Annotated in this window: 22 protein-coding genes, 1 tRNA gene and 3 pseudogenes; 19 read left to right on the top strand and 7 right to left on the bottom strand. The window is 69.5% G+C overall.

Annotation, left to right across the window (positions count from 1 at the left end):
* Positions 1-114 precede the first annotated feature (114 nt).
* The 7 genes and pseudogenes from AOQ53_RS23540 to AOQ53_RS46475 all read left to right on the top strand — a co-directional run.
* Entirely contained in the window at positions 115-1,158 is a 1,044-nt protein-coding gene (locus AOQ53_RS23540; protein WP_059420182.1) for an ABC transporter substrate-binding protein, read from the top strand.
* A gap of 147 nt (positions 1,159-1,305) precedes the next feature.
* Entirely contained in the window at positions 1,306-2,160 is an 855-nt protein-coding gene (locus AOQ53_RS23535; protein WP_059420181.1) for a siderophore-interacting protein, read from the top strand.
* 186 nt (positions 2,161-2,346) lie between these two features.
* Positions 2,347-3,789 carry a lysine decarboxylase DesA gene (gene desA, locus AOQ53_RS23530; RefSeq protein WP_059420180.1) on the top strand — a complete coding sequence of 481 codons (1,443 nt, stop codon included), beginning with the start codon at positions 2,347-2,349 and terminating at the stop codon, positions 3,787-3,789.
* Positions 3,773-5,050, top strand: a complete 1,278-nt coding sequence (locus tag AOQ53_RS23525; RefSeq protein ID WP_059420178.1) for a lysine N(6)-hydroxylase/L-ornithine N(5)-oxygenase family protein — start codon at positions 3,773-3,775, stop codon at positions 5,048-5,050. The genes desA and AOQ53_RS23525 overlap by 17 nt, the downstream gene beginning before the upstream one ends.
* Complete coding sequence (locus AOQ53_RS23520) at positions 5,047-5,595, top strand: GNAT family N-acetyltransferase (RefSeq protein WP_059420177.1); 549 nt, start codon at positions 5,047-5,049, stop codon at positions 5,593-5,595. The genes AOQ53_RS23525 and AOQ53_RS23520 overlap by 4 nt, the downstream gene beginning before the upstream one ends.
* Entirely contained in the window at positions 5,592-7,364 is a 1,773-nt protein-coding gene (locus AOQ53_RS23515) for an IucA/IucC family protein (RefSeq protein ID WP_059420174.1), read from the top strand. The genes AOQ53_RS23520 and AOQ53_RS23515 overlap by 4 nt, the downstream gene beginning before the upstream one ends.
* 134 nt (positions 7,365-7,498) lie before the next feature.
* Positions 7,499-7,758 (top strand): annotated as a pseudogene (locus AOQ53_RS46475) (IS1182 family transposase); the annotation flags it as partial.
* Between the two features lie 203 nt (positions 7,759-7,961).
* On the opposite strand, the pseudogene AOQ53_RS47450 reads toward AOQ53_RS46475, so the two are convergent.
* Positions 7,962-8,198, bottom strand: a pseudogene (locus AOQ53_RS47450) (NAD(P)H-binding protein); the annotation flags it as partial.
* A complete protein-coding gene (locus AOQ53_RS47445) occupies positions 8,167-8,439 on the bottom strand; it encodes an NAD(P)H-binding protein (protein WP_269085466.1) in 273 nt (90 codons plus the stop codon). The pseudogene AOQ53_RS47450 and the gene AOQ53_RS47445, both read right to left, overlap by 32 nt.
* A 63-nt stretch (positions 8,440-8,502) precedes the next feature.
* Here AOQ53_RS47445 and AOQ53_RS23500 point away from each other — a divergent pair.
* Positions 8,503-9,314 (top strand): annotated as a pseudogene (locus tag AOQ53_RS23500) (DUF4429 domain-containing protein).
* Here AOQ53_RS23500 and AOQ53_RS23495 read toward each other — a convergent pair.
* Complete coding sequence (locus tag AOQ53_RS23495; protein ID WP_174523333.1) at positions 9,289-10,854, bottom strand: purple acid phosphatase family protein; 1,566 nt, start codon at positions 10,852-10,854, stop codon at positions 9,289-9,291. The pseudogene AOQ53_RS23500 and the gene AOQ53_RS23495 sit on opposite strands and share 26 nt — an antisense overlap.
* A 187-nt stretch (positions 10,855-11,041) precedes the next feature.
* Here AOQ53_RS23495 and AOQ53_RS23490 point away from each other — a divergent pair, with 187 nt between their 5' ends.
* Positions 11,042-11,299 carry a hypothetical protein gene (locus AOQ53_RS23490; RefSeq protein WP_031114246.1) on the top strand — a complete coding sequence of 86 codons (258 nt, stop codon included), beginning with the start codon at positions 11,042-11,044 and terminating at the stop codon, positions 11,297-11,299.
* Between the two features lie 12 nt (positions 11,300-11,311).
* Complete coding sequence (gene glmS / locus AOQ53_RS23485; RefSeq protein WP_059420169.1) at positions 11,312-13,129, top strand: glutamine--fructose-6-phosphate transaminase (isomerizing); 1,818 nt, start codon at positions 11,312-11,314, stop codon at positions 13,127-13,129.
* A 150-nt stretch (positions 13,130-13,279) separates the two neighbouring features.
* Here the strand turns inward: glmS and AOQ53_RS23480 are convergent, their stop codons facing one another.
* Both AOQ53_RS23480 and AOQ53_RS23475 read right to left on the bottom strand, forming a co-directional pair.
* Positions 13,280-13,840, bottom strand: coding sequence for a GPR1/FUN34/YaaH family transporter (locus AOQ53_RS23480; RefSeq protein WP_059420168.1), 561 nt, complete (start codon positions 13,838-13,840; stop codon positions 13,280-13,282).
* Positions 13,841-13,963: 123 nt separating this feature from the next.
* Positions 13,964-14,491 (bottom strand): universal stress protein, encoded by a 528-nt coding sequence (locus AOQ53_RS23475; protein WP_059420166.1) that lies wholly within the window; start codon positions 14,489-14,491, stop codon positions 13,964-13,966.
* Positions 14,492-14,797: 306 nt separating this feature from the next.
* On the opposite strand from AOQ53_RS23475, the gene AOQ53_RS23470 reads away from it, so the two are divergent.
* From AOQ53_RS23470 to AOQ53_RS23450, 5 genes are all read left to right on the top strand, one after another.
* Complete coding sequence (locus tag AOQ53_RS23470) at positions 14,798-15,130, top strand: hypothetical protein (RefSeq protein WP_059420165.1); 333 nt, start codon at positions 14,798-14,800, stop codon at positions 15,128-15,130.
* 377 nt (positions 15,131-15,507) lie between these two features.
* Positions 15,508-16,797 carry a helix-turn-helix domain-containing protein gene (locus AOQ53_RS23465; protein WP_059420163.1) on the top strand — a complete coding sequence of 430 codons (1,290 nt, stop codon included), beginning with the start codon at positions 15,508-15,510 and terminating at the stop codon, positions 16,795-16,797.
* Positions 16,798-16,969: 172 nt separating this feature from the next.
* The gene (gene orn, locus AOQ53_RS23460) at positions 16,970-17,572 is read left to right on the top strand and encodes an oligoribonuclease (protein ID WP_059420162.1); all 603 of its coding nucleotides are present in this window, start codon (positions 16,970-16,972) and stop codon (positions 17,570-17,572) included.
* Positions 17,573-17,687: 115 nt separating this feature from the next.
* A tRNA-His gene (locus AOQ53_RS23455) sits at positions 17,688-17,760 on the top strand.
* A gap of 157 nt (positions 17,761-17,917) precedes the next feature.
* On the top strand, positions 17,918-18,448 hold the full coding sequence (locus AOQ53_RS23450; RefSeq protein ID WP_059420161.1) for an NUDIX domain-containing protein: 531 nt from the start codon (positions 17,918-17,920) through the stop codon (positions 18,446-18,448).
* Here the strand turns inward: AOQ53_RS23450 and AOQ53_RS23445 are convergent.
* Together AOQ53_RS23445 and AOQ53_RS23440 are read right to left on the bottom strand one after the other, a co-directional pair.
* Complete coding sequence (locus AOQ53_RS23445) at positions 18,378-19,199, bottom strand: serine/threonine-protein kinase (protein ID WP_059420160.1); 822 nt, start codon at positions 19,197-19,199, stop codon at positions 18,378-18,380. The two genes, AOQ53_RS23450 and AOQ53_RS23445, sit on opposite strands and share 71 nt — an antisense overlap.
* Positions 19,196-20,251 (bottom strand): LacI family DNA-binding transcriptional regulator, encoded by a 1,056-nt coding sequence (locus tag AOQ53_RS23440; protein WP_059420158.1) that lies wholly within the window; start codon positions 20,249-20,251, stop codon positions 19,196-19,198. Before AOQ53_RS23440 ends, AOQ53_RS23445 begins: the two co-directional genes overlap by 4 nt.
* Before the next feature lie 397 nt (positions 20,252-20,648).
* On the opposite strand from AOQ53_RS23440, the gene AOQ53_RS23435 reads away from it, so the two are divergent.
* From AOQ53_RS23435 to AOQ53_RS23420, 4 genes are all read left to right on the top strand, one after another.
* Positions 20,649-21,980 carry an extracellular solute-binding protein gene (locus AOQ53_RS23435; protein ID WP_059420156.1) on the top strand — a complete coding sequence of 444 codons (1,332 nt, stop codon included), beginning with the start codon at positions 20,649-20,651 and terminating at the stop codon, positions 21,978-21,980.
* A 5-nt stretch (positions 21,981-21,985) separates the two neighbouring features.
* On the top strand, positions 21,986-22,999 hold the full coding sequence (locus AOQ53_RS23430; protein ID WP_059420155.1) for a carbohydrate ABC transporter permease: 1,014 nt from the start codon (positions 21,986-21,988) through the stop codon (positions 22,997-22,999).
* A gap of 12 nt (positions 23,000-23,011) precedes the next feature.
* Positions 23,012-23,929, top strand: coding sequence for a carbohydrate ABC transporter permease (locus tag AOQ53_RS23425; RefSeq protein ID WP_059420154.1), 918 nt, complete (start codon positions 23,012-23,014; stop codon positions 23,927-23,929).
* A gap of 131 nt (positions 23,930-24,060) precedes the next feature.
* Positions 24,061-25,497, top strand: a complete 1,437-nt coding sequence (locus AOQ53_RS23420; protein ID WP_059420153.1) for a GH1 family beta-glucosidase — start codon at positions 24,061-24,063, stop codon at positions 25,495-25,497.
* The last annotated feature ends 4 nt before the right edge of the window (positions 25,498-25,501 follow it).

Genomic DNA, 25,501 nt, shown 5'->3' with positions numbered 1-25,501 from the left:
CACCAGGGCCCCTCTGGACACAATCTGAGGTTAGGCTAACCTAAGCCTGAATCCAGCCAACTGGCTGTCAGCCGTGCCCGCAGTGGCTCCGAACGTACGAAAGCAGACCCAGCGATGTCGAACGCCAGCACCGCCCGTTTCTCCCGCCGCGGCATCCTCGCCGCCGGTGGCGCTCTCGGACTCGGCGCCCTCGTGACCGCGTGCGGCAGCGAGGACTCGACGGACGGCGGCTCGGACTCGAAGGCGTCCGCCAAGTCCGGCCCGTGGTCCTTCAAGGACGACCGCGGCAAGAACGTGCAGCTCGACAAGGTCCCCGCGAACATCGTCGCCTTCACCGGCGTCGCCGCCGCCCTCCACGACTACGGCGTCTCCGTCAAGGGCGTCTTCGGCCCCACCAAGACGCAGGACGGCAAGCCCGACGTCCAGGCCGGCGACATGGACATCAGCAAGGTGACCATCCTCGGCAACACCTGGGACCAGTTCAACGTCGAGAAGTACGCCGCCCTCGCCCCCGACGTGCTGATCAGCACCATGTTCGACTCCGCGGGCACCCTCTGGTACGTCCCCGAGGCCTCCAAGGACAAGATCGCCAAGCTCGCCCCGAGCGTCGGCATATCCGTCTACGACCGTCAGCTCACCGCCCCGCTCCAGCGCATGTGGGAGCTGGCCGAGTCCCTCGGCGGCGACATGAAGGCCGCGAAGGTCACCGACGCCAAGAAGCGGTTCGAGGAGGCCTCCGAGCGGCTGCGCAAGGCCGCCAAGGCACACCCCGACATCAAGGTGATGGCCGGTTCCGCGAGCCAGGAGCTCTTCTACGTCTCCGGCACCAACCTCTCCGTCGACCTGGAGTACTTCAAGGCCCTCGGCGTGAACTTCGTCGAGCCGCCGGCGAAGGCCAAGGCCGAGGGCGGCGGCTGGTTCGAGAGTCTGAGCTGGGAGAACGTCGACAAGTACGCGGCCGACATCATCATGATGGACGACCGGTCCTCGGCGATCCAGCCGGCGAACATCACCGAGGCGACGTGGAAGAAGCTGCCGGCGGTCAAGGCCGGGCAGGTCATCTCGCGTTCGGCTGAGCCGATCCTGTCGTACGACAAGTGCGTGCCGCTGGTGGAGAACCTGGCGAAGGCCATCGAGAACGCGAAGAAGGTCAGCTAGGCGCTCAGCGCCGTTGGGGGCTCGCCGGGTCTGTGACTGCGGTCCGTGTGCGGCCTGGCGCTCCCACGCGGCGGAGCCGCATATCGACACAGCCCCGCGCCCCCAAGTCGCTTCACCTCAACCCCTGACCATGACTCAGGAGTCCCCATGACCACCGCCGTGGCCGCCCCGTTCCGTTTCTTCTCGCTCCAGGTCGTGCGGACGAGGCGGCTCGGTCCGTCCCTGGTCCGTGTCACCTTCGGCGGGCCCGACCTGCACGCCTTCCACTCCGACGGGCGCGACCAGTCACTGTCGCTGTTCCTGCCCCATCCCGGGCAGCCCGAGCCGGTCGTTCCGCTGGAGCTCGGGGACGGGTGGTGGCAGGGCTGGCGTGAACTGCCGGACGGCGTACGGGCCGTGATGCGGTCGTACACCCTGCGAGAGCTGCGCCGCGATCCGGACGAGATCGACATCGACTTCGCCCTGCACGGCATCGAGCCGGGCGCCTCGGTCCAGGCGGGCCCCGCCTCCCGCTGGGCCGCCCGGGCCACCGCCGGAGACCGGGTGCTGCTGCTCGGCCCGGCCATCGCCGACAACCGGGCGATCCGCTTCCGGCCGCCCGAGGACACCGACCTCGTGGTCGTCTGGGGCGACGAGACCGCCGTACCGGCCGCCTCGGCCATCGTCGAGTCGCTGCCGGCCGGCACCCGTGCCCGGGTCTGGCTGGAGGTGCCGCACGCCGGGGACATCCAGGACCTGGCGACCGAGGCGGACGCCGAGATCACCTGGCTCGTCAGGGAGGAGAAGGGCGGCCAGGGCTCCCCCACGGCCCTCGAGGCCCTCCGGGGCGCTCAACTGCCCCCCGCCGAGCGGCCCTACGTCTGGATCGCCGGCGAGTCCGGCTGCGTGAAGCAACTGCGCCGGCACTTCGTGCGCGAGCGCGGCATCGACCGCCGCCGGGTCACGTTCGTCGGCTACTGGCGCCGCGGCGTGAGCGAGGAGCAGTTGCGGGCAGAGGGGTAACACCGCAGCCCACAAGCCCTCCACCCCGCCCAGCCCTCCCCCGTACCCACCGCGATCTGAGTGACCACGGTCACGGCAGGGCCCGGCTTTCCCGGAAAATAACTTAGGTTAGGCTTACCTAAGTTGAACCCGCGGTTCAGCCCGCCCCTGTCCCGCACCGGACTGTCCCCACCGGAGGACCCCCACATGCGCTCGCACCTGCTCAACGACACCACCGCGGAGCAGTACCGCCGCTCCGTGACCGACGGAGTCGAGCGGGTGGCCGCCAAACTCGCCACCACCGAACGGCCGTTCACCGGCGTCACCGTCGACGCCCTCGCCCCCGCCATCGACGCGATCGACCTCGACCAGCCGCTGCACGACACCGCCGCGGTGCTCGACGAACTGGAGGACGTCTACCTCCGGGACGCGATCTACTTCCACCACCCTCGCTACCTGGCCCACCTCAACTGCCCGGTCGTCATCCCGGCCGTGCTCGGCGAGGCCGTCCTGTCCGCAGTGAACTCCTCCCTGGACACCTGGGACCAGTCGGCCGGCGGCACCCTCATCGAGCGCAAACTGATCGATTGGACGACCGAGCGCATCGGCCTCGGCCCCGCCGCCGACGGCGTGTTCACCTCCGGCGGCACCCAGTCCAACCTCCAGGCGCTGCTGCTCGCCCGGGAGGAAGCCAAGACCGACACCCTGGCCGAACTGCGTATCTTCGCCTCCGAGGTCAGCCACTTCAGCGTGAAGAAGTCCGCGAAACTGCTCGGGCTCGACCAGGACTCCGTGGTCTCCATACCCGTCGACCACGACAAGCGCATGCAGACCGTCGCCCTCGCCCGTGAACTGGAGCGCTGCAAGCAGGACGGCCTCGTCCCCATGGCCGTCGTCGCCACCGCCGGCACCACCGACTTCGGCTCCATCGACCCGCTGCCCGAGATCGCCGAGCTGTGCGAGCAGTTCGGCACCTGGATGCACGTCGACGCCGCCTACGGCTGCGGTCTGCTCGCCTCCCTGAAGCACCGGGACCGGCTGAACGGCATCGAGCGCGCCGACTCCGTCACCGTGGACTACCACAAGTCCTTCTTCCAGCCGGTGAGTTCGTCCGCCGTGCTGGTCCGCGACGCGGCCACGCTCCGGCACGCCACCTACCACGCCGAGTACCTGAACCCGCGCCGCATGGTGGAGGAACGTATCCCCAACCAGGTGGACAAGTCCCTCCAGACCACCCGCCGCTTCGACGCCCTCAAGCTGTGGATGACGCTGAGGACCATGGGCGCCGACGGCATCGGGCAGCTCTTCGACGAGGTGTGCGAGCTGGCCCGGGAGGGCTGGAAGCTGCTCACCGCCGACCCGCGCTTCGACGTCGTCGTGGAGCCGAGCCTGTCCACCCTCGTCTTCCGCTACATCCCGGCGTCCGTCACCGACCCGGCCGAGATCGACCGCGCCAACCTCTACGCCCGCAAGGCCCTGTTCGCCTCAGGCGACGCCATCGTCGCGGGCACCAAGGTCGGCGCCCGTCACTACCTGAAGTTCACCCTGCTCAACCCCGAGACGCAGGCGTCCGACATCGCCGCCGTCCTCGATCTGATCGCCGGCCACGCCGAGCAGTACCTGGGAGAGTCCCTTGACCGCGCGTCCTGAAAACCCGACCAAGACCCATGACTTCGTGGGCATCGGGCTCGGCCCCTTCAACCTCGGCCTGGCCTGCCTCACCGAACCGATCGACGAACTCGACGGCGTCTTCCTGGAGTCGAAGCCCGACTTCGAGTGGCACGCGGGAATGTTCCTCGACGGCGCCCATCTCCAGACGCCGTTCATGTCGGACCTGGTCACCCTCGCCGACCCGACGTCCCCGTACTCCTTCCTGAACTACCTGAAGGAGAAGGGCCGGCTGTACTCGTTCTACATCCGCGAGAACTTCTACCCGCTGCGCGTCGAGTACGACGACTACTGCCGCTGGGCCGCGAACAGACTGAGCAGCATCCGCTTCGACACGACCGTGACGGACGTCCGGTACGAGGACGATGTCTACCTCGTGCGCACCGAGGCCGGAGACGTCTTCCGCGCCCGTCACCTCGTCCTCGGCACGGGCACCCCGCCCTACATCCCCGAGGCCTGCCAGGACCTGGGCGGCGACTTCATCCACAACTCCCGCTACCTGAGCCACAAGGCGGAGCTCCAGAAGAAGGACTCGATCACGCTCGTCGGCTCGGGCCAGTCGGCCGCCGAGATCTACTACGACCTGCTCAGCGAGATCGACGTCCACGGCTACCGGCTGAACTGGGTCACCCGCTCCCCGCGCTTCTTCCCGCTGGAGTACACCAAGCTCACGCTGGAGATGACGTCGCCGGAGTACGTCGACTACTTCCGCGAGCTGCCCGAGGCCACCCGCTACCGCCTCACTGCTGAGCAGAAGGGCCTGTTCAAGGGCATCGACGGCGACCTGATCAACGAGATCTTCGACCTGCTCTACCAGAAGAACCTCGGCGGTCCCGTGCCCACGCGCCTGCTCACCAACTCCTCCCTGACCAGTGCGACGTACGAGAACAGCACGTACACGCTCGGCTTCCGCCAGGAGGAGCAGGAGAAGGACTTCGAGCTGACCTCCGAGGGCCTGGTCCTGGCCACCGGCTACAGGTACGCCGAGCCGGAGTTCCTGGGGCCCGTGCGGGACCGCCTGGTCTACGACTCCCGGGGCAACTTCGACGTCGCCCGCAACTACGCCATCGACGTCACCGGCCGGGGGATCTTCCTCCAGAACGCCGGCGTCCACACCCACAGCATCACCAGCCCCGACCTGGGCATGGGCCCGTACCGGAACGCGTACATCATCCGCGAGCTGCTCGGCACCGAGTACTACCCGGTCGAGAAGACGATCGCGTTCCAGGAGTTCTCCGTATGAGCACCACCGGCATCGGTACGTTCACCATCCGCCCGCTCGACCCCCTGAAGGACGCCGAGCTGCTGCACTCCTGGGTCACCCACCCCAAGGCGGCCTACTGGATGATGCAGGACGCCGAACTCCCGGACGTCGAGCGCGAGTACATGCGCATCGCGGCGCATGAGCACCACCACGCCCACCTCGGCCTGCACGAGGGCCGGCCGGCGTTCCTGATGGAGAAGTACGATCCCCGGTACGTCGAGCTGACCGGGCTGTACGACCCCGAGCCCGGCGACGTCGGCATGCACTTCCTCGTCGCGCCGACCGACCGGCCGATCCACGGCTTCACCCGGGCGGTCATCACCGCCGTGATGGACGAGCTGTTCGCCGACCCGCGCACCCGGCGGGTCGTCGTGGAGCCCGACGTGAGCAACAAGGCCGTGCACGCGCTGAACGAGGCCGTCGGCTTTGTGCCCGTCCGTGAGATCGACAAGCCGGAGAAGCGCGCGCTGCTGAGTTTCTGCACGCGCGAACAGTTCCTGGCCGCCCGAGGAGTAGCCGTATGACCCTGTCCCACGCCGTAGCGCATCTGTCCCCCCACCGCTGGGCGCGGGCCAACCGCCTCCTGATCCGCAAGGCACTCGCCGAGTTCGCGCACGAGCGGCTCATCACGCCGGAGGCCACCGGTGACGGCGCGTACGTCGTCCGCAGCGACGACGGCCTGACGCGGTACACCTTCACGGCCACGATCCGCGCCCTCGACCACTGGCAGGTCGACGCCGACTCGATCACCCGTCACCGGGACGGCTCCGAACTCCCGCTTGCCGCCCTGGACTTCTTTCTCGAGATGCAGAAGTCGCTGGGCCTGAGCGACGACATCCTGCCGGTCTACCTGGAGGAGATCTCCTCCACCCTCTCGGGCACCTGCTACAAGCTCACCAAGCCGAAGACGACGGCCGCCGAGCTGGCACGCGGCGACTTCCAGACCATCGAGACCGGCATGACCGAGGGCCACCCCTGCTTCGTGGCCAACAACGGCCGGCTCGGCTTCGGCATCCACGAGTACCTGTCGTACGCGCCGGAGACGGCGAGCCCGGTCCGCCTGGTGTGGCTGGCCGCCCACCGCTCGCGGGCGGCGTTCACGGCCGGTGTCGGCATCGAGTACGAGTCCTTCCTGCGCGAGGAGCTGGGAGAGGAGACCGTCCAGCGCTTCCACGGCGTCCTGCGCGACCAGGACCTGGACCCGGCCGACTACCTCCTCATCCCCGTCCACCCCTGGCAGTGGTGGAACAAACTCACCGTCACCTTCGCCGCCGAGGTCGCCCGGGGGCACCTCGTGTGCCTGGGCGAGGGCGACGACGAGTACCTGGCCCAGCAGTCCATCCGGACCTTCTTCAACCGGTCCAGCCCCGAGAAGCACTACGTGAAGACGGCCTTGTCCGTCATCAACATGGGCTTCATGCGCGGGCTGTCGGCCGCGTACATGGAGGCCACCCCCGCGATCAACGACTGGCTGGCCCAGCTCATCGACAACGACGAGGTCCTGAAGTCGACCGGCCTGTCGATCATCCGGGAGCGCGCCGCCGTCGGCTACCGGCACCTGGAGTACGAGAAGGCGACGGACCGCTACTCGCCGTACCGCAAGATGCTGGCCGCGCTGTGGCGGGAGAGCCCGGTGCCGTCCCTGAAGGACGGCGAGTCCCTGGCCACCATGGCGTCCCTGGTCCATGTCGACCACCAGGGGGCGTCCGTCGCGGGCGCGCTGATCGCGCAGTCGGGCCTCACCCCGAAGGAGTGGCTGCGCCGCTACCTCCGCGCGTACTTCACTCCGCTGCTCCACAGCTTCTACGCCTACGACCTGGTCTTCATGCCGCACGGCGAGAACGTCATCCTGGTGCTGAAGGACGGGGTCGTGCAGCGCGCGATCTACAAGGACATCGCCGAGGAGATCGCCGTCATGGACCCGGACGCGGTGCTGCCGCCGACGGTGGAGCGGCTGCGCGTGGAGGTCCCTGAGGACAAGAAACTCCTGTCGATCTTCACGGACGTCTTCGACTGCTTCTTCCGCTTCCTCGCGGCGAACCTCGCCTCCGAGGGCATCCTGGAGGAGGACGGCTTCTGGCGCACGGTCGCGGAGGTCACCCGCGAGTACCAGGAGTCGATGCCCGGACTCGCCGACAAGTTCAAGCAGTACGACATGTTCGCCCCCGAGTTCGCGCTGTCCTGCCTCAACCGCCTCCAACTGCGCAACAACGAACAGATGGTGGACCTGTCGGACCCGTCCGGCGCCCTCCAGCTGGTCGGCACCCTGAAGAACCCGATCGCCGGGTTCTGACCCACGAGCAGACGGGCACTCCCGGTGCACGGTCGACACTGTTGGCGAATCCCGGGGCTCATCGTGACGTCGGCCTTCACGACCCGTTGTGGTCGTGAAGGCCGACGTTGTGTTCGGGGAGGGTGTCGGTGTCGTTGCACGTCAGGAAGATCGACGGGGTTCCGGAGGAGACGGGCCGGGTGGCGCGGGCTGCCTTTCCGAAGGGCAGCCTGGGGATGCGGATCCGTGATGAGCTGGGCGAGTTGTTCTTGGACACGGACTTCGCCGGGCTGTGTCCGAGTAGGGGGAAGCCGGCGCGGTCGCCCGGCAGACTGGCGCTCGTCTCGGTCATGCCATGCAGTTCACCGAGGGCCTGTCGGACCGGCAGGCCGCGGACGCGGTGCGCGGTCGGCTCATCCCAGCAGGCAACTGGTCGAGCGCGTTCATGTCGGTGATCTTGACCGGCCGTTCCAGCACGCACTCCAGAATCGCCGCCTGGTCTGCGAACGTCAGCAGCTTGGGCCCGGTCAGGTCGTACCGCTGCCCGTCGTGCGTATCGCTGGTCATGGCGGCCACGGCGACCGCAGCCACGTCCCTCGGGTCGACGAGGGCCTGCTGGGAGTCGCCAGCCAGGTTCGGGATCGGCTCTCCGGCCTGGACCAGCGCCCGGTACCACAAGAAGTTCGAGGCGAAGCTCGGCGGGCGGAGCATCGTCCACACGAGCCCGCTCGCCTCGATCGCCTCCTCCGCGGCGAGGTGCCACGCGCCGACGGTCGCCCCGTCGAACCGCTCGCCGCTGCCGATGGCGGACAGCTTGACGATCTTACGGACGCCCGCCGCCCGCGCGGCCGTCACCAGGGCGATGTCGTGGTCCGCGGTCGGCACGGGGGGGCACGGTTACGAGGAAGACCGTGTCGACGTCGGCCACCGCGCGCGCCAGCGACGCCGGGTCGTCGAAGTCGGCCCGCACCCCGCCGGGCCGCTCGCGGCGGGACATCGCCCGGAACGGCACGCCCCGCTCGGTGAGCAGACGGACGACGTGACTACCGATGGTGCCGGTGGCACCGGTAACAGTGAGACGGGTGGAACAATCCACCCCACTGCGGAAATCATCCAGAAGGACGGCAGCTGGGCCTTCGACGGCGACGCCCTGCGGCTGATGACCACGGGGGTCATGGCGGGGACGGTCACGGCGGCCCCCCGCCTCCTACCCCCGGGCGGGACAAGAACGTCAGTGCCTGAACGGCGGGGGCCCCAACACCACGCCACGGGCGGCCGGCTCACCGAGGCCCACGACCCGTACCAGCTGATCGTGGAGTCCGACCGCTACGGCGTCGCCGAGTACTTCACGGAGGAGGTCCGCAACGCGCTGCTCCTGGACCAGGTGCCGAGCGAACCCGTCGACGAGTACCTGCTGCCAGGATCCGCCGTGCCGCTGTCGGTCTCCGCCGGAGACGGGCATCGCCGGATTCGACGGCGAGCGCATACGCCTGGAGTGGAACTGGAAGACGGAGGACGCCAAGGCCGCCGCCGGTGCCCGCACGCTCGCGCTCACCGACATCACGGGCGTGGCAGTGGCAGCCGGCGGCCGGCCTGGAGAACGGCTACCTGCGCTTCACCGTGCGGAACGCGGCGACCGAGGCCCCGCCCGGGTACGACCCCAACGCCGTGGAGCTGTGGGGCTTCAAGAAGGATCCGCTGACGGCGCTGGTCGCGGCGGCGGTCCAGGCCAGGCTTCCGCACCCGGCCCGGGCCGCCGGCGACGTGGTGGACGCGCGACCGGAACTGCCTTCTCCTCCGGTCGCGTCCGCCGGGGACGATCACGACGCCTTGCTGCGCCGCCTGCGCGAGCTCGGTGAGCTGCACCGCACGGGCGTGCCGACGGACAACGAGTTGTCGCTGGCCAAGCAGGCGATCCTCAAGCGGATGCAGCAGCCTCGGGGCGCTACTTCGCCCGGCGCGCCACCGTGAAGTGGTCCACCTGGTCACCGGTCTCGGCGATGCCGCGCACCGTGAGCGTGGCCAGGCGTCCCTTCGACGCGGGGGCGACGTCCACGCGCAGGAAGGAGTAGTCGAGGTAGCGCACCCGGGACCAGGTGACGGTCTCGTTCTGCTTGCCGCCCTTGACGTTGACGAACGAGGCCACGGAGTCGACGTCGTGCTCGTTGCCCTCGTACGACAGCGGGGCGCTGAACGCGTAGAGGCTGCGGCCCGCCGCACCGGCCGTCACGTACACCACGCCGTCGGTCTCGGGGTAGGCCGTGCCGCCGATCGGCAGCTTCTTGGTGACCTTGCCGCCCTTGATGACGTCGGTGCGCTCGTACTGGTGGTTATGGCCGTTGATGACCAGGTCCACGGTGTACTTCTCGAACAGCGGCACCCACTCCTGCCGGACCCCGCCCTCGGAGGCGTGGGAGGTGGAGGTGCAGTAGGCGCAGTGGTGGAAGAACACCACGATGAAGTCGATGTCGTGCGCGGCCCGGTACTTCTTGAGCTGAGCCTCCAGCCACTTGGTCTGGGTACCGCCGGAGATGCCGAGGTTGGCCGGGATCTCGAAGGAGATGTCGTTGGCGTCGAGCGAGATGACCGCCGTGTTGCCGTGGACGAAGGAGTAGACGCCCGGGAGGTTCTTCTTGTCGGGGCCGTTGTCCGGGAGGGTCCAGCGGGCCTCCTCGCCTCCGTAGCCGCTCGGCGAGTACCAGGCCTCCATGTCGTGGTTGCCGTAGGCGGGCATCCACGGGACGGACTTGGCGACGGACTCGGTCTGGGCGAGGAACTGGTCCCACACGCGCGAGTCGAAGCCGGTGTCGTCGGTCCTGCCCTGGCCGGTCGGGTCGCCGTACGCGATGTCGCCGGCGTGCAGATGGAAGGCCGGGTTCTGGCCGAGGAGCAGGCTGTTGTTGGCGAGCGCGTGGTAGCTGACGCCCTCGTCGCCGAAGGCCGTGAAGGTGAAGGGTGCCTTGTGCGCGGGGGCGGTGGTGAAGGTGCCGAGGGTGCCCAGCAGGTGGGGTTCGGCCGGGTCGAAGCCCTGGTGGCCGACGCCGTAGTAGTACGTCCGGCCCGGGCGCAGGTGGGTCAGCTTGGCGTGGACGTAGTACTGGGTGTGGTTGCCGCTCGCGCCGACACCTGCCGGCGTGAAGAGTGTGCGGACCTCGGCGTCGATCTTCCGGGAGAGGTCCGTGGGGTGGGCGCCGATCCGGATGAACGGCTTCCTGACGGCCACCGGGACCTGCCAGGAGACGGTCATCTCCGTGCGCGGGTCGGTGCCGTAGGCGAGGTGGCGGCCGAAGGGGGCGACGAGGGCGCCGTCGACGGTCTCGGTGGCGGGGGCGGTGCGGGCGGTCGGTACGGCCGCCTGGGCGGTGGCACCCGGCACGAAGGCGCCACCCACGACGGCACCGACCGTGACGGCACCGCCTCTGATCATCGAGCGCCGGGAGAACCTGGCGCGCAGGTACTCGTGCTGCTCGGCCATGCTCATGCGCTCGGCGAGCCGCTCGGGTACGCCCATACGAGGAATGTCCATGGCGTCCAAAAATCGACGCCTCGGGCAACGGGGTACCGGCCACCCGATGGACGCCGCACGAACAAGCACTCATGACGGGTTCAACGTTCTCCCAAAGAAACCCCACGGTGACTGTGCCCGAAACCGGGCAGAATTCTTGCGAAAGCGCCGCCGGTACCCCAGGATCTACCGAGTGCACGACGAACTCGTTGATCATCTGACGCGGTCCACGCCCCTCAGCCGGGGCGAGGCGCTGCGCGTGATCCAGGACGTGCTCGCCTACTTCGACGAGACGACCGAGGAGTACGTCCGTCGCCGCCACCGCGAGCTCCAGGCCCAGGGCCTGGTGAACGCGGCGATCTTCGAGCGGATCGAGGCGGATCTCAAATACCGCGCGGTGGCACCGCCGGAGCTCTCGCTCCGGCAGCTGCGGCGCATCGTCTACGGCTAGGAATGCGTATATATGTGCGGAATCGTCGGTTACATCGGGAAGCGTGACGTCGCTCCCCTCCTCCTGGAGGGCCTCCAGCGCCTGGAGTACCGCGGGTACGACTCCGCGGGCGTCGTCATCACGTCCCCGAAGGCCTCCGGCCTGAAGATGGTCAAGGCCAAGGGCCGCGTCCGCGATCTGGAGGCCAAGGTCCCGGCCCGCTTCAAGGGCACGACCGGCATCGCCCACACCCGCTGGGCCACCCACGGCGCCCCCTCCGACGTCAACGCCCACCCGCACCTGGACGCCGAGGGCAAGGTCGCGGTCGTCCACAACGGCATCATCGACAACGCCTCCGACCTGCGCCGCAAGCTGGAGGCGGACGGCGTCGAGTTCCTCTCCGAGACCGACACCGAGGTCCTCACCCACCTCATCGCCCGCTCGCAGGCCACCAAGCTGGAGGACAAGGTCCGCGAGACCCTCCGGCTGATCGAGGGCACCTACGGCATCGCCGTGCTGCACGCCGACTTCCCCGACCGGATCGTCGTCGCCCGCAACGGCTCCCCGGTCGTCCTCGGCATCGGCGAGAAGGAGATGTTCGTCGCCTCGGACATCGCCGCGCTGGTCGCCCACACCCGCCAGATAGTCACGCTGGACGACGGCGAGATGGCCACCCTGAAGGCCGACGACTTCCGCACGTACACGACGGAGGGCACCCGCACCACCGCGGAGCCCACCACCGTCGAGTGGGAGGCCGCCTCGTACGACATGGGCGGCCACGACACCTATATGCACAAGGAGATCCACGAGCAGGCCGACGCCGTGGACCGCGTGCTGCGCGGCCGCATCGACGACCGCTTCTCCACCGTGCACCTGGGCGGCCTCAACCTCGACGCCCGCGAGGCCCGCCGGATCCGCCGCGTGAAGATCCTCGGCTGTGGCACCTCCTACCACGCGGGCATGATCGGCGCCCAGATGATCGAGGAGCTGGCCCGCATCCCCGCCGACGCCGAGCCGGCCTCGGAGTTCCGCTACCGCAACGCGGTCGTCGACCCCGACACCCTCTACGTCGCCGTCTCCCAGTCCGGCGAGACCTACGACGTCCTCGCCGCCGTGCAGGAACTGAAGCGCAAGGGCGCACGGGTCCTGGGCGTGGTGAACGTGGTCGGCTCCGCGATCGCCCGCGAGGCCGACGGCGGCATCTACGTCCACGCGGGCCCGGAGGTCTGCGTGGTCTCCACCAAGTGCTTCACCAACACCACGGTCGCCTTCGCGCTCCTCGCCCTCCACCTTGGCCGCACCCGCGACCTGTCGGTCCGCGACGGCAAGCGGATCATCGAGGGCCTGCGCAAGCTGCCCGCCCAGATCGCCGAGATCATGGAGCACGAGGAGGACGTCAAGAAGCTGGCCCTCCAGTTCGCCGAGGCCCGCTCGATGCTCTTCATCGGCCGGGTGCGGGGCTACCCGGTGGCCCGCGAGGCCTCCCTGAAGCTCAAGGAGGTCTCCTACATCCACGCCGAGGCCTACCCCGCCTCCGAGCTCAAGCACGGCCCCCTGGCCCTGATCGAGCCCGCCCTCCCGACGGTCGCGATCGTCCCCGACGACGACCTCCTGGAGAAGAACCGCGCCGCCCTGGAGGAGATCAAGGCCCGCAGCGGCAAGATCCTCGCGGTGGCCCACCAGCACCAGGAGAAGGCCGACGAAACCATCGTCGTCCCCAAGAACGAGGACGAACTCGACCCCATCCTGATGGGCCTCCCCCTCCAACTCCTGGCGTACCACACGGCCCTGGCGCTCGGACGGGACATCGACAAGCCGAGGAACCTGGCCAAGTCGGTAACGGTGGAGTAGTGCCCCTCTTTTAGGGGCGCGGGGAACTGCGCGAACAACCCCCACGCACCCGCACAGGCCACACAAGAGGACGGACCCCCACGTGCAGCCCAAAGCACAGGGGGTCCGTTTTCAGCACCGGGAAGCCGCCCAACTCCCCGGCCTGCGCGGCTAACCGGTAGCCGTCACTCCCCGGTCGGCAGCGCGTCGCGGAAGCACCGTGGGCCAGTGCGCGAGCGCCGCAGTGGCCGCGTACCACGCCACTGCCCCCGCAGCGACGGCGAACCACCCGCCCACCGTGGCGAACCCGTCGTTACCGGCGAACTCGGCGATCGCCATGAGCAACAGGGCGACGAAGAACAGCCCGTGGACCACCTGACCGAGCTGCTCCCCGCCCGCAAGCGTCAGAGACAGCACCACGAGGGCGAACAACAGCAGGAAGAACCCTGCCTCGTTGCCGGCGGCACCCGCCGACACGGCCCACGTGAACCACAGCGCCCCGAGCACCGAGAACGCCGTTCCACCGACGGAGTCCCCGCCCCGCAGGGCCATCAGCCCGGCGGCGAAGAGGGCAATACCGCCCACGTACTGGGCGATTGACACGGCGTCAGCAGCCGACACCCCGTCGATGGCAGCGGTATGCCCCAGCCCGAAGGCCAACAGGGTGATGCCCAGGGCGAGTCGGCCGACCACGGTGGTGATTCCGCTTCCCGCGGAGACGTCTTTGTCCACGGCGGGCTCCCTTCGTGCATGTGCAGTCGCGCGGTGTCCCGTATATGCCCTTCACAAGGGCACAAACACCTCTACGCGCGAGTACATTTACGCACCGCACAGGGGGAGCAAGGGAGTTGGCACTCAAGGAATGACGATGACGGGCCGCTTCGCCCGCTTGGCCAGCCGCCCGGCGACGGAGCCGAAGATCCGCCCGACGAGACCGTGGGTCGACCCGACGACGATCGCGTCGGCCTCGTACTCCCGGCCGACCTCTTCGAGTTCGTGGCAGATGTCGCCGCCGCGCTCGACCAGGATCCAGGGCACTTCGGCGAGGTAGTCCGCGCAGGCCAGCTCAAGACCGAGCACCTCGGTCCGGTGGTCCGGCACGTCCACGAACACGGGCGGCTCGCAGCCGGCCCACACGGTGGTCGGCAGCCGGTTGGCGACGTGGACGATGATCAGGCCCGACCCGGAGCGACGGGCCATGCCGATCGCGTACGCCAGGGCGCGCTCACTGGACGTGGAGCCGTCGAAGCCGACGACGACCCCGTGCTTGAAGGCGGGATCGCAGGAGTGGCGTGGCTCTTCCGCCGCCAGGGGCTCGGCCGCCGTGGGATCGGCGACGGGCCGCTTGCGGTCCGCGGGTTCGAAGAATTCGTGACCGGCCATGGCTGTCTCGGCGTTGTGATCCTTTATGGGTGGGACAACATGTGCGGCGGAGCTGTGTCCGGGAATGGTCTTCCCAACCCCATACCCCCAAGGGTACGGCGGCACGCCTCCTTAGCCCAGATCCCGCCCGCCGTGCGTGCGGGTTCCAGGGAGCATGCACGAGGCGACGCCCGTAACGCAATGGTTGCTGCGCTGTACAGGCGGTTTGCACGGGATTCACTTACGCGTGGAGGGTGGTCCGGTCACACAGTGACCTGCTCACCGGCCACGCGTTGAACTCCGTGAGTCACGCCACAGGGAGCACGCATGCCCGGACCTCGCCCCGCCTCCGAGGCGGACCGCGCGACCCCGCCGCCGCGGGATTCCGCGACGGACGTGGTCCGCTGGGCGGCGTTCAGCTGCCTGCTCGTCCCGGTCGTGCTGCTCGGCTACGGCGCCTCCCTGGCCGGCGCCGTCGGCACGGCCCTCGGGCTCGCGGCCGTCACGGGCGCCTGCCGGGTCCTGCTGCGCCAGTCGGAGCGGGGCGCGGCCCGGCTGGCGGCCGAGGACCGGGCGCCCCACCGGGGCCGGCACCACCGCACCGGAACGGGGTCGCACCGTGGCGGACGACACACTGGCGGGGATACACCGGTCGGCTGACCGGTTTCCGTGCACGCGCACGCTGCTTTTCAGCCAACTTCTCACACCCGCGCCTCCCCCTCCCCGACCACCCCCCAACCCCCGTTCCACCTGCACGGAAAGGGCCTCGCGGGTGCTGCGCACCCTACGCGGATTGGCCACTGCGACAAGGCGCACTTCCCTGCACGCCCCACGAGTGCAACGCTTCGTGATCGAATGCTTCACGCCAAGTTGCCAAGTCGACAATGTGCCGAGTGCCGATCCGGCCACTGCGGCGCAACGGGACACAGTAGATTCGATCTTGACTGTCTACGGCGGGGGACTCGTGCAGGACCGAGGGGAAACGTGCAGGAGCGACACAACCGAGGAGCCGCGACCACCGAGGGGGGCTTAGCAGTATGAGCCACGACTCCACTGCCGCGCCGGAAGCCGCGACCCGGAAGCTTTCCGGGCGACGTCGCAAGGAGATCGTCGCGGTGCTGCTGTTCAGCGGCGGCCCCATCTTCGAGAGTTCCATACCGTTGTCGGTGTTCGGGATCGACCGCCAGGACGCCGGCGTACCGCGCTACCGACTGCTGGTGTGCGGCGGCGAGGACGGCCCACTGCGGACCACAGGGGGCCTCGAACTCAGCACACCGCATGGCCTGGAAGCGATCTCGCGCGCAGGCACGGTCGTCGTACCGGCCTGGCGTTCGATCACTTCCCCGCCACCGGACGACGCGCTCGACGCGCTGCGCCGGGCACACGAGGAGGGCGCCCGCATCGTCGGGCTGTGCACCGGCGCCTTCGTCCTCGCGGCGGCGGGCCTGCTGGACGGCCGGCCCGCGACGACACACTGGATGTACGCGCCGACCCTGGCGAAACGCTATCCGTCGGTGCACGTCGATCCGCGGGAGCTGTTCGTCGACGACGGCGACGTGCTGACGTCGGCCGGCACGGCCGCGGGCATCGACCTGTGCCTGCACATCGTGCGCACGGACCACGGCAACGAGGCGGCAGGGGCCCTGGCCCGGCGCCTCGTCGTGCCCCCGCGCCGAAGCGGCGGTCAGGAGCGCTACCTCGACAGGTCTTTACCAGAGGAGATCGGCGCCGACCCGCTCGCCGAGGTCGTCGCCTGGGCGCTGGAGCACCTCCACGAACAGTTCGACGTGGAGACGCTGGCGGCACGCGCGTACATGAGCCGTCGTACGTTCGACCGCCGCTTCCGCTCCCTGACCGGGAGTGCCCCGTTGCAGTGGCTGATCACGCAGCGGGTGCTCCAGGCGCAGCGCCTGCTGGAGACGTCGGACTACTCGGTGGACGAGGTGGCCGGGCGCTGCGGCTTCCGGTCGCCGGTCGCCCTGCGCGGGCACTTCCGCCGCCAGCTGGGCTCGTCGCCGGCCGCGTACCGGGCGGCGTACCGCGCCCGTCGCCCACAGGGCGAGCGGCCGCAGGACACCGAGGCCGCCCAGGGCGGACCGGGGTCCGGCATGCCGGGCCACGGGGGGCATCCCGGCCAGCAGGGCCAGCCGCCCGCCTCGCTGCACCCGGAGCACCCCGTCCCGCCCCAGTCCCGCCGTACGGCGGCGGCGAGCGCGGTCGGATCGTCCCCGGCCATGTCCGCGTCGGCGTCGACCGCGTCGGACAACGGCCGGGAGGCGTACGTGCCGAGCCGGGCGAGTCTGCCGGGGCAGCGCAGCGCGACGTGATGTGAGCCGGTGACCGGGCCCGCGTGGAGGAAATTCTCCGCGCGGGCCCGGCGCCGTTCGGGGCAGGTGCACCCCTCGGCTACGAGGCGGTGCGCCGGGCAGGTGCGCCTTTGGCCACAAGGTCACCGCACAGTCGGCTCAGCCCGGGGCGGCTCACCGTAAGGTTAGACACATGAACGATCGCATGGTGTGGATCGACTGCGAGATGACCGGCCTCTCGCTGTCGGACGACGCGCTCATCGAGGTGGCCGCCCTCGTCACCGACTCCGAGCTGAACGTGCTCGGCGAGGGCGTGGACATCGTCATCCGGCCGCCGGACCGGGCGCTGGAGACGATGCCGGATGTGGTGCGTCAGATGCACACCGCGTCCGGGCTGCTCACGGAGCTGCCCGACGGCACGACGCTGAAGGACGCCGAGGAGCAGGTCCTGACGTACGTCAGGGAGTTCGTCAAGGAGCCGGGCAAGGCCCCGCTGTGCGGCAACTCCGTCGGCACGGACCGCGGCTTCCTGCTGCGCGACATGCCGACGCTGGAGGACTACCTGCACTACCGGATCGTCGACGTGTCGTCGATCAAGGAGCTGGCCCGCCGCTGGTACCCGCGGGCGTACTTCAACAGCCCGCAGAAGAACGGCAACCACCGGGCGCTCGCCGACATCCGCGAATCCATCGCGGAACTGCGCTACTACCGCGAGGCCGTCTTCGTCCCACAGCCCGGGCCCGACTCGGACACCGCGAAGAAGATCGCAGCGAAGCACGTTCTGCCTGCCCAGTAGCCGTGCCTGGGGCCCGCGGAGGGGCGCCGCGAAAGCCGGGCGCGAGCACCCCTTCGGACCCTGTACACTTTTTCTCGGCCGGTCGGGGAAATCACTGACCTCCAAGCCGGTCATGGTGGGTGTAGCTCAGCTGGTAGAGCACCTGGTTGTGGTCCAGGATGCCGCGGGTTCGAGTCCCGTCACTCACCCTGAGTAATCAGCCGGTGGCTTCATGTCGAAGCCACCGGCTGAAGCTTTTTGCGCGCCGGTCCGAGGCTGGACAGCGACCGCAGTTACGGTCGGCGGTATGGACGGTGGATTGGCGGTGGCGAGAGCGTGACCGTCCCTCCGTGCGATCGTGACGCCATGGGTGAGCTGGTGGAGCGGGTCGACGAGCAGGACCGGGTGACCGGCGTGGTCGACCGGGACGAGGCGATCCGGCACGGCTGGCTGCACCGGGTCGCGACCACGGTCTGCCGTGATGCGCAGGGACGTGTGCTGGTGTACCGGAGGCCGGAGCACGTGTCCCGGTTCCCGGGCCACTACGACTGGCTGGTGGGCGGGGCCGCCGGAGTCGGGGAGGCGTACGAGGAGGCCGCGGCCCGGGAGCTGGCCGAGGAGCTTGGGGTCCGGGTGGCGGTGCGGTTCGTCTTCAAGTTCCTGTGCCGAGGGGCGATCAGTCCGTACTGGCTCGGTGTGCATGAGGCCGTCGTCACCGAGCCGCTCCGGCCTGACCCGGCCGAGATCGCCTGGCACGGGTGGGTCGGGGAGCAGGAGCTTCAGGAGGCGTTTCGGCGGTGGGTGTTCGTGCCGGACGCGGTGGATGTCATGCGGCGTTGTCCGGGGCGCCGCGTGCCGAGCGCCGCCACGCCGCGGTCAACTCCGCCACGGACGTGAAGCGTTCGGCCGGGTCCGTGCGCGTGGCCCGTTCCACGAGCGGCAGCTGGGCCGCCGTTCCTCGCCAGGTCGGCTCCTCGCCGGCCGTGTACATCAGGAGGCGGATGGCGCGGCCCAGGGCGTGCACGGTGGTGCGGGTGTCGATCGTCGAACCGCGTCGGCATTCCTCCGGGGCCATGAAGCGCCGCGAGCCGGGCAGGCGGTCCGCCTGGAGCACGAACGGGCCCGGGCGGTACTCGTCGAGGTCGATCAGGTGGAGTTCGCCGGCGTCGAAGTCGTAGAGGAACGCGCCGTCGTAGAGGTCGACGGCGACGAAGCCCGCGGCCTCCACCGCCAGGTGGGCGTCCAGGAGATGGTCGACGGCGCGCAGGACCTGGGGCACGGGGAGGGCTTGGAAGCGGGCCAGGGGGCCTGCGTGCCGTAGCCGCGCGGGCGAGTACAAAAGCTCCCCGTGGCGCCAGGGCATCACCACCGCCGTGCGCCCGTCGCCCGTCGCGAACCGGTGCGGCTGGGGGACGATCACCGGATGCCGTACCGCCCGGTGGAAGGCCCGGGCGCGGTTCATCGCGTGCTGGGCGGCGTCGGTCGTCGCCTCCTTCACGAACCAGCGTTCCCCGTCGGCGAGCCGGACCCCGTACGACACACAGCCCGAGTCCTGGTCGCGGAAGGCCCGGAAGACCTCGCCCACCGTGCGCAGGTACGGCTCGGTCCGGGTGACCTCGGCGATGTCCAGCAGGGGGTGCGGCGTCACGACGACGACCGGGGCACCAGCTCCGTGGCGAGGACGACCTGCCGTCGGTCCAGCCCCCGGGACGCCAGCGGGCGGCGGTCGGCGACCTCCGTGAGGAGGAGGTCGATCATCCGGCGGCCCATCTCATCTATGGGCTGGCGGACGCTGGTGAGGGGCGGGTCCAGATGGCGGGCGATGGCGGAGTCGTCGTAGCCGACGAGCGCCACGTCGTCGGGGATGCGGCGCCCCGCCTCGCGCAGCGCCTGGCGGGCACCGGCCGCGGTGACGTCGGAGGCGGCGAAGACCGCGTCCAGGTCGGGACGGCGCTCCAGCAGTGCCGCCATGGCACGGCTGCCGCCCTCCTCCGAGAAGTCGCCCGCCTCGATCAGCGCCTCGTCCACCTCGTGGCCCGCGTCGCTCAGGGCGTCGCGGTAGCCGTCGATACGGCGCTGGGCGCCGTAGACATCGAGGCGGCCGGTGATGTGGGCGACCCGGCGGCGGCCGCGGGACAGCAGGTGCTCGACGGCCTGGCGGGCGCCGCCGTAGTTGTCGGAGTCGACCGACGGCAGGGTCTCCGCCGCCGATCGCGGGCCGCTGATCACCGCCGGGATGTCCAGCTGGGCCAGCAGGTCGGGCAGCGGATCGTCCGCGTGGACCGAGACCAGCAGGACGCCGTCCACCCGGTGGGCGGCCAGGTACTGGGCGAGGCGGCGGCGTTCCTTGTCGCTGCCCGCGAAGATCAGCAGCAGCTGCATCTCCGTGTCGGACAGCTCCGCCCCGACGCCCTTCAGCATGTCCGAGAAGTACGGCTCCGCGAAGAACCGGGTCTCCGGCTCGGGCACGACCAGGGCGATCGCGTCCGTGCGGTTGGCGGCCAGGGCCCGGGCCGCGGTGTTCGGGACGTAGCCGAGCTCCGCGACGGCCGCCTCGACGGCCGCGCGGGTCGCGTCGCTGACCCGGGGCGAGCCGTTGATCACCCGGGACACCGTGCCGCGGCCGACACCGGCGCGCGCCGCCACCTCTTCGAGGGTGGGCCGGCCACCGCTTCGGCCCCGCGCTCCGTGGCTTGCCATGGGCTCCGCCTTCCCGTCCACACCCGCACTCTGCGGCTGGCCTGGAATTTAACAGGCTTGTCAGCTGTAGTGACCGCTACCGAGGCCCACCGCCCCCGGGCTTCCGCTTCGCCCGGCGAGCCGGTCCGACTGGCTGGATACCGTCGCCGGGGGCCGCAAGGGACTGCCGCCCGGGTCCAGTTAACGTCCCGATAACTGAACGCATCTCTCGCTGTCCGGTCCCTTGACACCCCCGCCGCGACCGGAGAACCTTCAACACATCACTGATGGGAGCGCTCCCACGGTACCTGACACATACACAACCCGCACGTTCCCCGCCCGAGCCGCAGCGAGTGAAAACGGGCCCAACAATGCAGTTGGCCGGGGGGTCGGCACGTCAGGGCAACAGGAGGACGACATGCGAGCACGCATCCGAACCGCCCGCAAGGCGATGGTCCTCGCGGCCGCCGCGTCGCTGGGCGCCGGGCTGCTGGCCGGCTGTGCCGACGACGGCGGCGACGACAGCTCCTCGTCGGGCGGCGGCAGCGGCGACAGTGGCGGCAAGACCACGATCTCGGTGGGGCTCTTCGGCACCATGGGCTTCAAGGAGGCCGGCCTCTATGCCGAGTACGAGAAGCTCAACCCGAAGATCAAGATCGCCGAGAACGCCGTCCAGCGGAACGAGAACTACTACCCGGCCCTGCTGAACCACCTCACCACCAACAGCGGTCTGCTGGACGTCCAGGCCGTCGAAGTCGCCAACATCGCCGAGGTCACGGCCACCCAGGCCGACAAGCTCGAGGACATGTCCAAGGCTCCGGGCGTGGACAAGAACAAGTGGCTGCCCTGGAAGTGGCAGCAGGCCACCACCAAGGACGGCAGGACCATCGGTCTCGGCACCGACGTCGGCCCGATGGCGATCTGTTACCGCACGGACCTCTTCAAGCAGGCCGGGCTGCCCACCGAGCCGGCCGAGGTCGGCAAGCTGTGGGCCGGCGACTGGGCCAAGCTCGTCAAGGCCGGCGAGCGCTACAAGTCGAAGGCCCCCAAGGGCACCTTCTTCATGGACTCCCCCGGCGGTCTGATCCAGGCGATCCTGGGCAGCGAGAAGGAGAAGTTCTACGACGCCTCCGGGAAGGTCATCTACAAGACCAACCCGGCCGTCAAAGCCGCCTTCGACCTGACCGCGGAGGCCGCCGAGAAGGGCCTCGTCCAGTCGCAGACGCAGTTCCAGCCGGGCTGGAACTCCTCGATCGCCAACAACAAGTTCGCCGCCATCGCCTGCCCGCCGTGGATGCTCGGCACGATCAAGGGCTACTCGAAGCCGGACGCGGCCGGCAAGTGGGCCGTGGCCACCGCGCCCAAGGGCGGCAACTGGGGCGGCACCTTCCTCACCGTGCCGAAGAGCGGCAAGAACGTGAAGGAAGCCCAGAAGTTCGTGACCTGGCTGACCGCGCCGGAGCAGCAGGCGAAGCTGTTCAAGGTGCAGGGCAGCTTCCCGAGCGCCCCGTCCGCCTACACCATGCCCGAAGTGACGGGCGCCAAGAACGAGATGACCGGTGACCAGCAGATCGGCTCGATCTTCGCGGAGGCCGCCAAGACCGCCCCGGTCCAGGTGATCGGCCCGAAGGACCAGATCATCATGCAGGGCCTGACGGACAACGGCGTGATCCTGGTGACGAAGGGCAAGTCGGCCGAGGAGGCCTGGGACTCCGCCATCAAGACCATCGACAACAAGCTGGACCAGTGACCCGTATGGCCACCCGCCACGACACCGCCGCGCCCCCCGCCGAGGGGGGCGCGGCCCCGGGCCGCCCGCCCGCGGACCCCGTGTCCCTGGAGAAGGAACGGCGGCGCCGGGACCGGCTGTCCCGCCGCTGGCAGCGGGACATCCGCTGGAGCCCGTACGCCTTCGTGTCTCCGTTCTTCCTGCTGTTCATCGCGTTCGGCCTGTTCCCGCTCATCTACACGGGCTGGGCCTCGCTGCACCAGGTGGAGCTGACCGCGCCGACCGACATGGACTGGGTCGGACTGCGCAACTACACCCGCATCTTCGACGACGAGTTCTTCTGGAACGCGGCGAAGAACACCCTGACCATCGGCATCATCTCCACCGTCCCGCAGCTGCTGATGGCGATGGGCATCGCCCACATCCTCAACTACAAGCTGCGGGCCTCGACCTTCTTCCGGGTCGCGATGCTCGCCCCGTACGCGACGTCGATCGCCGCGGCCTCGCTGGTGTTCGTGCTGCTCTTCGGCCGTGACTACGGCATGATCAACTGGGCGCTCGACATGGTCGGCATCAACCCGGTCGACTGGCAGAACGACAAGTGGTTCTCGCAGATCGCCGTCTCGACGATCATCATCTGGCGCTGGACCGGCTACAACACGCTGATCTACCTGGCCGCGATGCAGGCGATCCCGCAGGACCTGTACGAGTCCGCGGCCCTGGACGGGGCCAACCGCTGGCAGCAGTTCATCCATGTGACGCTGCCGGCGCTGCGACCGACGATCCTGTTCACGTGTGTCGTGTCGACGATCGGCGCGAGCCAGGTCTTCGGCGAGCCGCTGCTGTTCGACGCCAACCAGGGCACCTCCGGCGGCGCGGAGCACCAGTTCCAGACGCTCGGTCTGTATCTGTACGAGCAGGGCTGGGTCGCCCACCACCTGGGCCGTGCCTCGGCCATCGCCTGGACGATGTTCCTCATCCTGATCGTCATCGGCATCGTCAACTACGTCATCTCGCGCCGGCTGCGCGCCAGTAGCTAAGGAGGTCCGGCCGTGACGACGACTGTGACGCCCCCCGACGCGCCGCCGCCCGGCGCGCCCGTGAAGGAGTCCAAACGCCCGCGCCTGCCGAAGGCCGCACGGGCCGGCGGGCAGTTGCACGGCGGTCCGATCGCATACGCGATCCTCATCGTGTTCACGATCGTCTCGCTGTTCCCGCTGGTGTGGACGGCGATCGCCGCCTCGCGTGACAACCAGCGGCTCGCGCAGACGCCGCCGCCGTTCTGGTTCGGCTCGGGTCTGTTCGACAAGCTGGAGATCGCCTGGAAGGACGCCAACCTGGGTGAGGCGTTCTTCAACACCACGATCGTGGCGGGTACTTCGGCACTGACCATCGTCTTCCTGTCGACGATCGCCGGTTTCGCCTTCGCCAAGCTGCGGTTCAAGGGCCGCGGCGCGCTGATGCTGATCGTGATCGGCACGATGATGGTGCCGCCGCAGCTCAGTGTGATCCCGCTGTACATGATGGTCGCCAAGCTCGACTGGACGGACCAGTTGCAGGCGGTGATCTTCCCCTCGCTGGTGAGCGCGTTCGGTGTGTTCTTCATGCGGCAGTACCTGATCCAGGCGCTGCCGGACGAGATCATCGAGGCCGCCCGGGTCGACGGGGCGAGCAGCTGGCGGGTGGTGTGGCACGTGGTGTTCCCGGCGGCCCGGCCGGCGATGGCCGTGCTCGGGATGCTGACGTTCGTGCAGACCTGGAACGACTTCATGTGGCCGTTCCTGGTGCTGACGCAGATGGGCAACCCGACCGTGCAGGTCGCGATCGCGGGCCTGGGCCGCGGCTACACGCCCGACCAGTCCCTGATCATGGCGGGCGCGCTGCTCGGCACGCTGCCGCTGCTGCTGGTCTTCGCGATCTTCGGCAAGCAGATCGTGGGCGGCATCATGCAGGGCGCCGTCAAGGGCTGACGCCCTCGTCCGTTCCTCCAGCGCCCTTCCAGCGTTCTTCAGAGGGCCGGGTCAGCGCCGCCCCGGCCCCTGTTCCTCCCCCCTCCTCCCTCTCCCCCCTCGCCTCTCCAACATCCAATGGGAGCGCTTCCATGCCTGACTCCGAGAACCCGGCCACTGCGGTGACCTTCCCTCCCGCCTTCCTCTGGGGCGCGGCGACCTCCGCGTACCAGATCGAGGGTGCGGTGCGGGAGGACGGCCGTACACCGTCGATCTGGGACACCTTCAGCCATACGCCGGGCAAGACGGCCGGCGGCGACCACGGTGACATCGCTGTCGACCACTACCACCGCTACCGCGAGGACGTGGCGCTGATGGCGGAGCTGGGCCTGGGCGCCTACCGGTTCTCCGTCTCGTGGTCGCGGGTGCAGCCCACCGGCCGGGGTCCGGCCGTCCAGAAGGGCCTGGACTTCTACCGCCGGCTGGTCGACGAGCTGCTGTCCAAGGGCATCAAGCCGGCCGTCACGCTCTACCACTGGGATCTGCCGCAGGAGCTGGAGGACGCGGGCGGCTGGCCGGAGCGTGACACGGCGTACCGTTTCGCGGAGTACGCGCAGATCGTCGGCGAGGCACTGGGCGACCGGGTCGAGCAGTGGATGACGCTCAACGAGCCGTGGTGCAGCGCGTTCCTCGGCTATGCCTCCGGGGTGCACGCCCCGGGCCGTACGGATCCGGCGGCATCCCTGCGTGCCGCTCACCATCTGAATCTGGCGCACGGGCTGGGCACGTCCGCGCTGCGGTCGGTGATGCCGGCCCGTAACCAGGTGGCGATCAGCCTCAACTCCTCGGTAGTCAGGCCGCTTTCGCAGAGCCCGGCGGACCTGGCGGCGGCCCGGAAGATCGACGACCTGGCCAACGGCGTCTTCCACGGCCCGATCCTGCACGGCGCGTACCCGGAGTCGCTGTACGTGGCGACGGCGCAGCTCACGGACTGGGACCACGTCCTCGACGACGACCTGGCACTGATCAACCAGCCGCTGGACGCGCTGGGCCTCAACTACTACACGCCCGCGCTGGTCTCGGCGGCCGACCCGTCGGCGAGGGGCCCGCGCGCCGACGGCCACGGCTCCAGCGACCACTCCCCCTGGCCGGCCGCGGACGACGTCGCCTTCCACCAGACGCCCGGCGACCGCACCGAGATGGGCTGGACGATCGACCCGACCGGCCTGCACGAGCTGATCATGCGCTACACCCGGGAGGCGCCGGGCCTGCCGCTGTACATCACCGAGAACGGCGCGGCCTACGACGACAAGATCGACTCGGACGGCCGGGTGCACGACCCCGAGCGCGTCGCCTACCTGCACGGCCACCTGTCGGCGGTCCGCCGCGCGATCGCCGACGGCGCGGACGTCCGCGGCTACTTCCTGTGGTCCCTGCTCGACAACTTCGAGTGGTCCTACGGCTACGGCAAGCGCTTCGGCGCGGTGTACGTGGACTACGCGACGCTCGAACGCACGCCGAAGTCCAGCGCCCACTGGTACGCGAAGGCGGCCCGCACCGGGACGCTGCCGGAGGTGGAGGCGGTTTAGCCAC

The sequence above is a fragment of the Streptomyces azureus genome (genome assembly GCF_001270025.1).
Taxonomy (GTDB): Bacteria; Actinomycetota; Actinomycetes; order Streptomycetales; family Streptomycetaceae; genus Streptomyces; species Streptomyces azureus.
Note: the sequence above shows the minus strand (reverse complement) of the source record. Positions and strands in the feature narration are given on the sequence as shown.

What these genes read in the sequence shown, in the direction of transcription:
- AOQ53_RS23440 (WP_059420158.1), bottom strand. Translation starts at nt 20,251, where the DNA reads ATGGCAAGCCACGGAGCGCGGGGCCGAAGCGGTGGCCGGCCCACCCTC.
- AOQ53_RS23540 (WP_059420182.1), top strand. Translation starts at nt 115, where the DNA reads ATGTCGAACGCCAGCACCGCCCGTTTCTCCCGCCGCGGCATCCTCGCC.
- AOQ53_RS23465 (WP_059420163.1), top strand. Translation starts at nt 15,508, where the DNA reads ATGAGCCACGACTCCACTGCCGCGCCGGAAGCCGCGACCCGGAAGCTT.
- glmS (WP_059420169.1), top strand. Translation starts at nt 11,312, where the DNA reads ATGTGCGGAATCGTCGGTTACATCGGGAAGCGTGACGTCGCTCCCCTC.
- desA (WP_059420180.1), top strand. Translation starts at nt 2,347, where the DNA reads ATGCGCTCGCACCTGCTCAACGACACCACCGCGGAGCAGTACCGCCGC.
- AOQ53_RS23430 (WP_059420155.1), top strand. Translation starts at nt 21,986, where the DNA reads ATGGCCACCCGCCACGACACCGCCGCGCCCCCCGCCGAGGGGGGCGCG.
- orn (WP_059420162.1), top strand. Translation starts at nt 16,970, where the DNA reads ATGAACGATCGCATGGTGTGGATCGACTGCGAGATGACCGGCCTCTCG.
- AOQ53_RS23515 (WP_059420174.1), top strand. Translation starts at nt 5,592, where the DNA reads ATGACCCTGTCCCACGCCGTAGCGCATCTGTCCCCCCACCGCTGGGCG.
- AOQ53_RS23470 (WP_059420165.1), top strand. Translation starts at nt 14,798, where the DNA reads ATGCCCGGACCTCGCCCCGCCTCCGAGGCGGACCGCGCGACCCCGCCG.
- AOQ53_RS23535 (WP_059420181.1), top strand. Translation starts at nt 1,306, where the DNA reads ATGACCACCGCCGTGGCCGCCCCGTTCCGTTTCTTCTCGCTCCAGGTC.
- AOQ53_RS23475 (WP_059420166.1), bottom strand. Translation starts at nt 14,491, where the DNA reads ATGGCCGGTCACGAATTCTTCGAACCCGCGGACCGCAAGCGGCCCGTC.
- AOQ53_RS23495 (WP_174523333.1), bottom strand. Translation starts at nt 10,854, where the DNA reads ATGGGCGTACCCGAGCGGCTCGCCGAGCGCATGAGCATGGCCGAGCAG.
- AOQ53_RS23435 (WP_059420156.1), top strand. Translation starts at nt 20,649, where the DNA reads ATGCGAGCACGCATCCGAACCGCCCGCAAGGCGATGGTCCTCGCGGCC.
- AOQ53_RS23420 (WP_059420153.1), top strand. Translation starts at nt 24,061, where the DNA reads ATGCCTGACTCCGAGAACCCGGCCACTGCGGTGACCTTCCCTCCCGCC.
- AOQ53_RS23520 (WP_059420177.1), top strand. Translation starts at nt 5,047, where the DNA reads ATGAGCACCACCGGCATCGGTACGTTCACCATCCGCCCGCTCGACCCC.
- AOQ53_RS23450 (WP_059420161.1), top strand. Translation starts at nt 17,918, where the DNA reads ATGGGTGAGCTGGTGGAGCGGGTCGACGAGCAGGACCGGGTGACCGGC.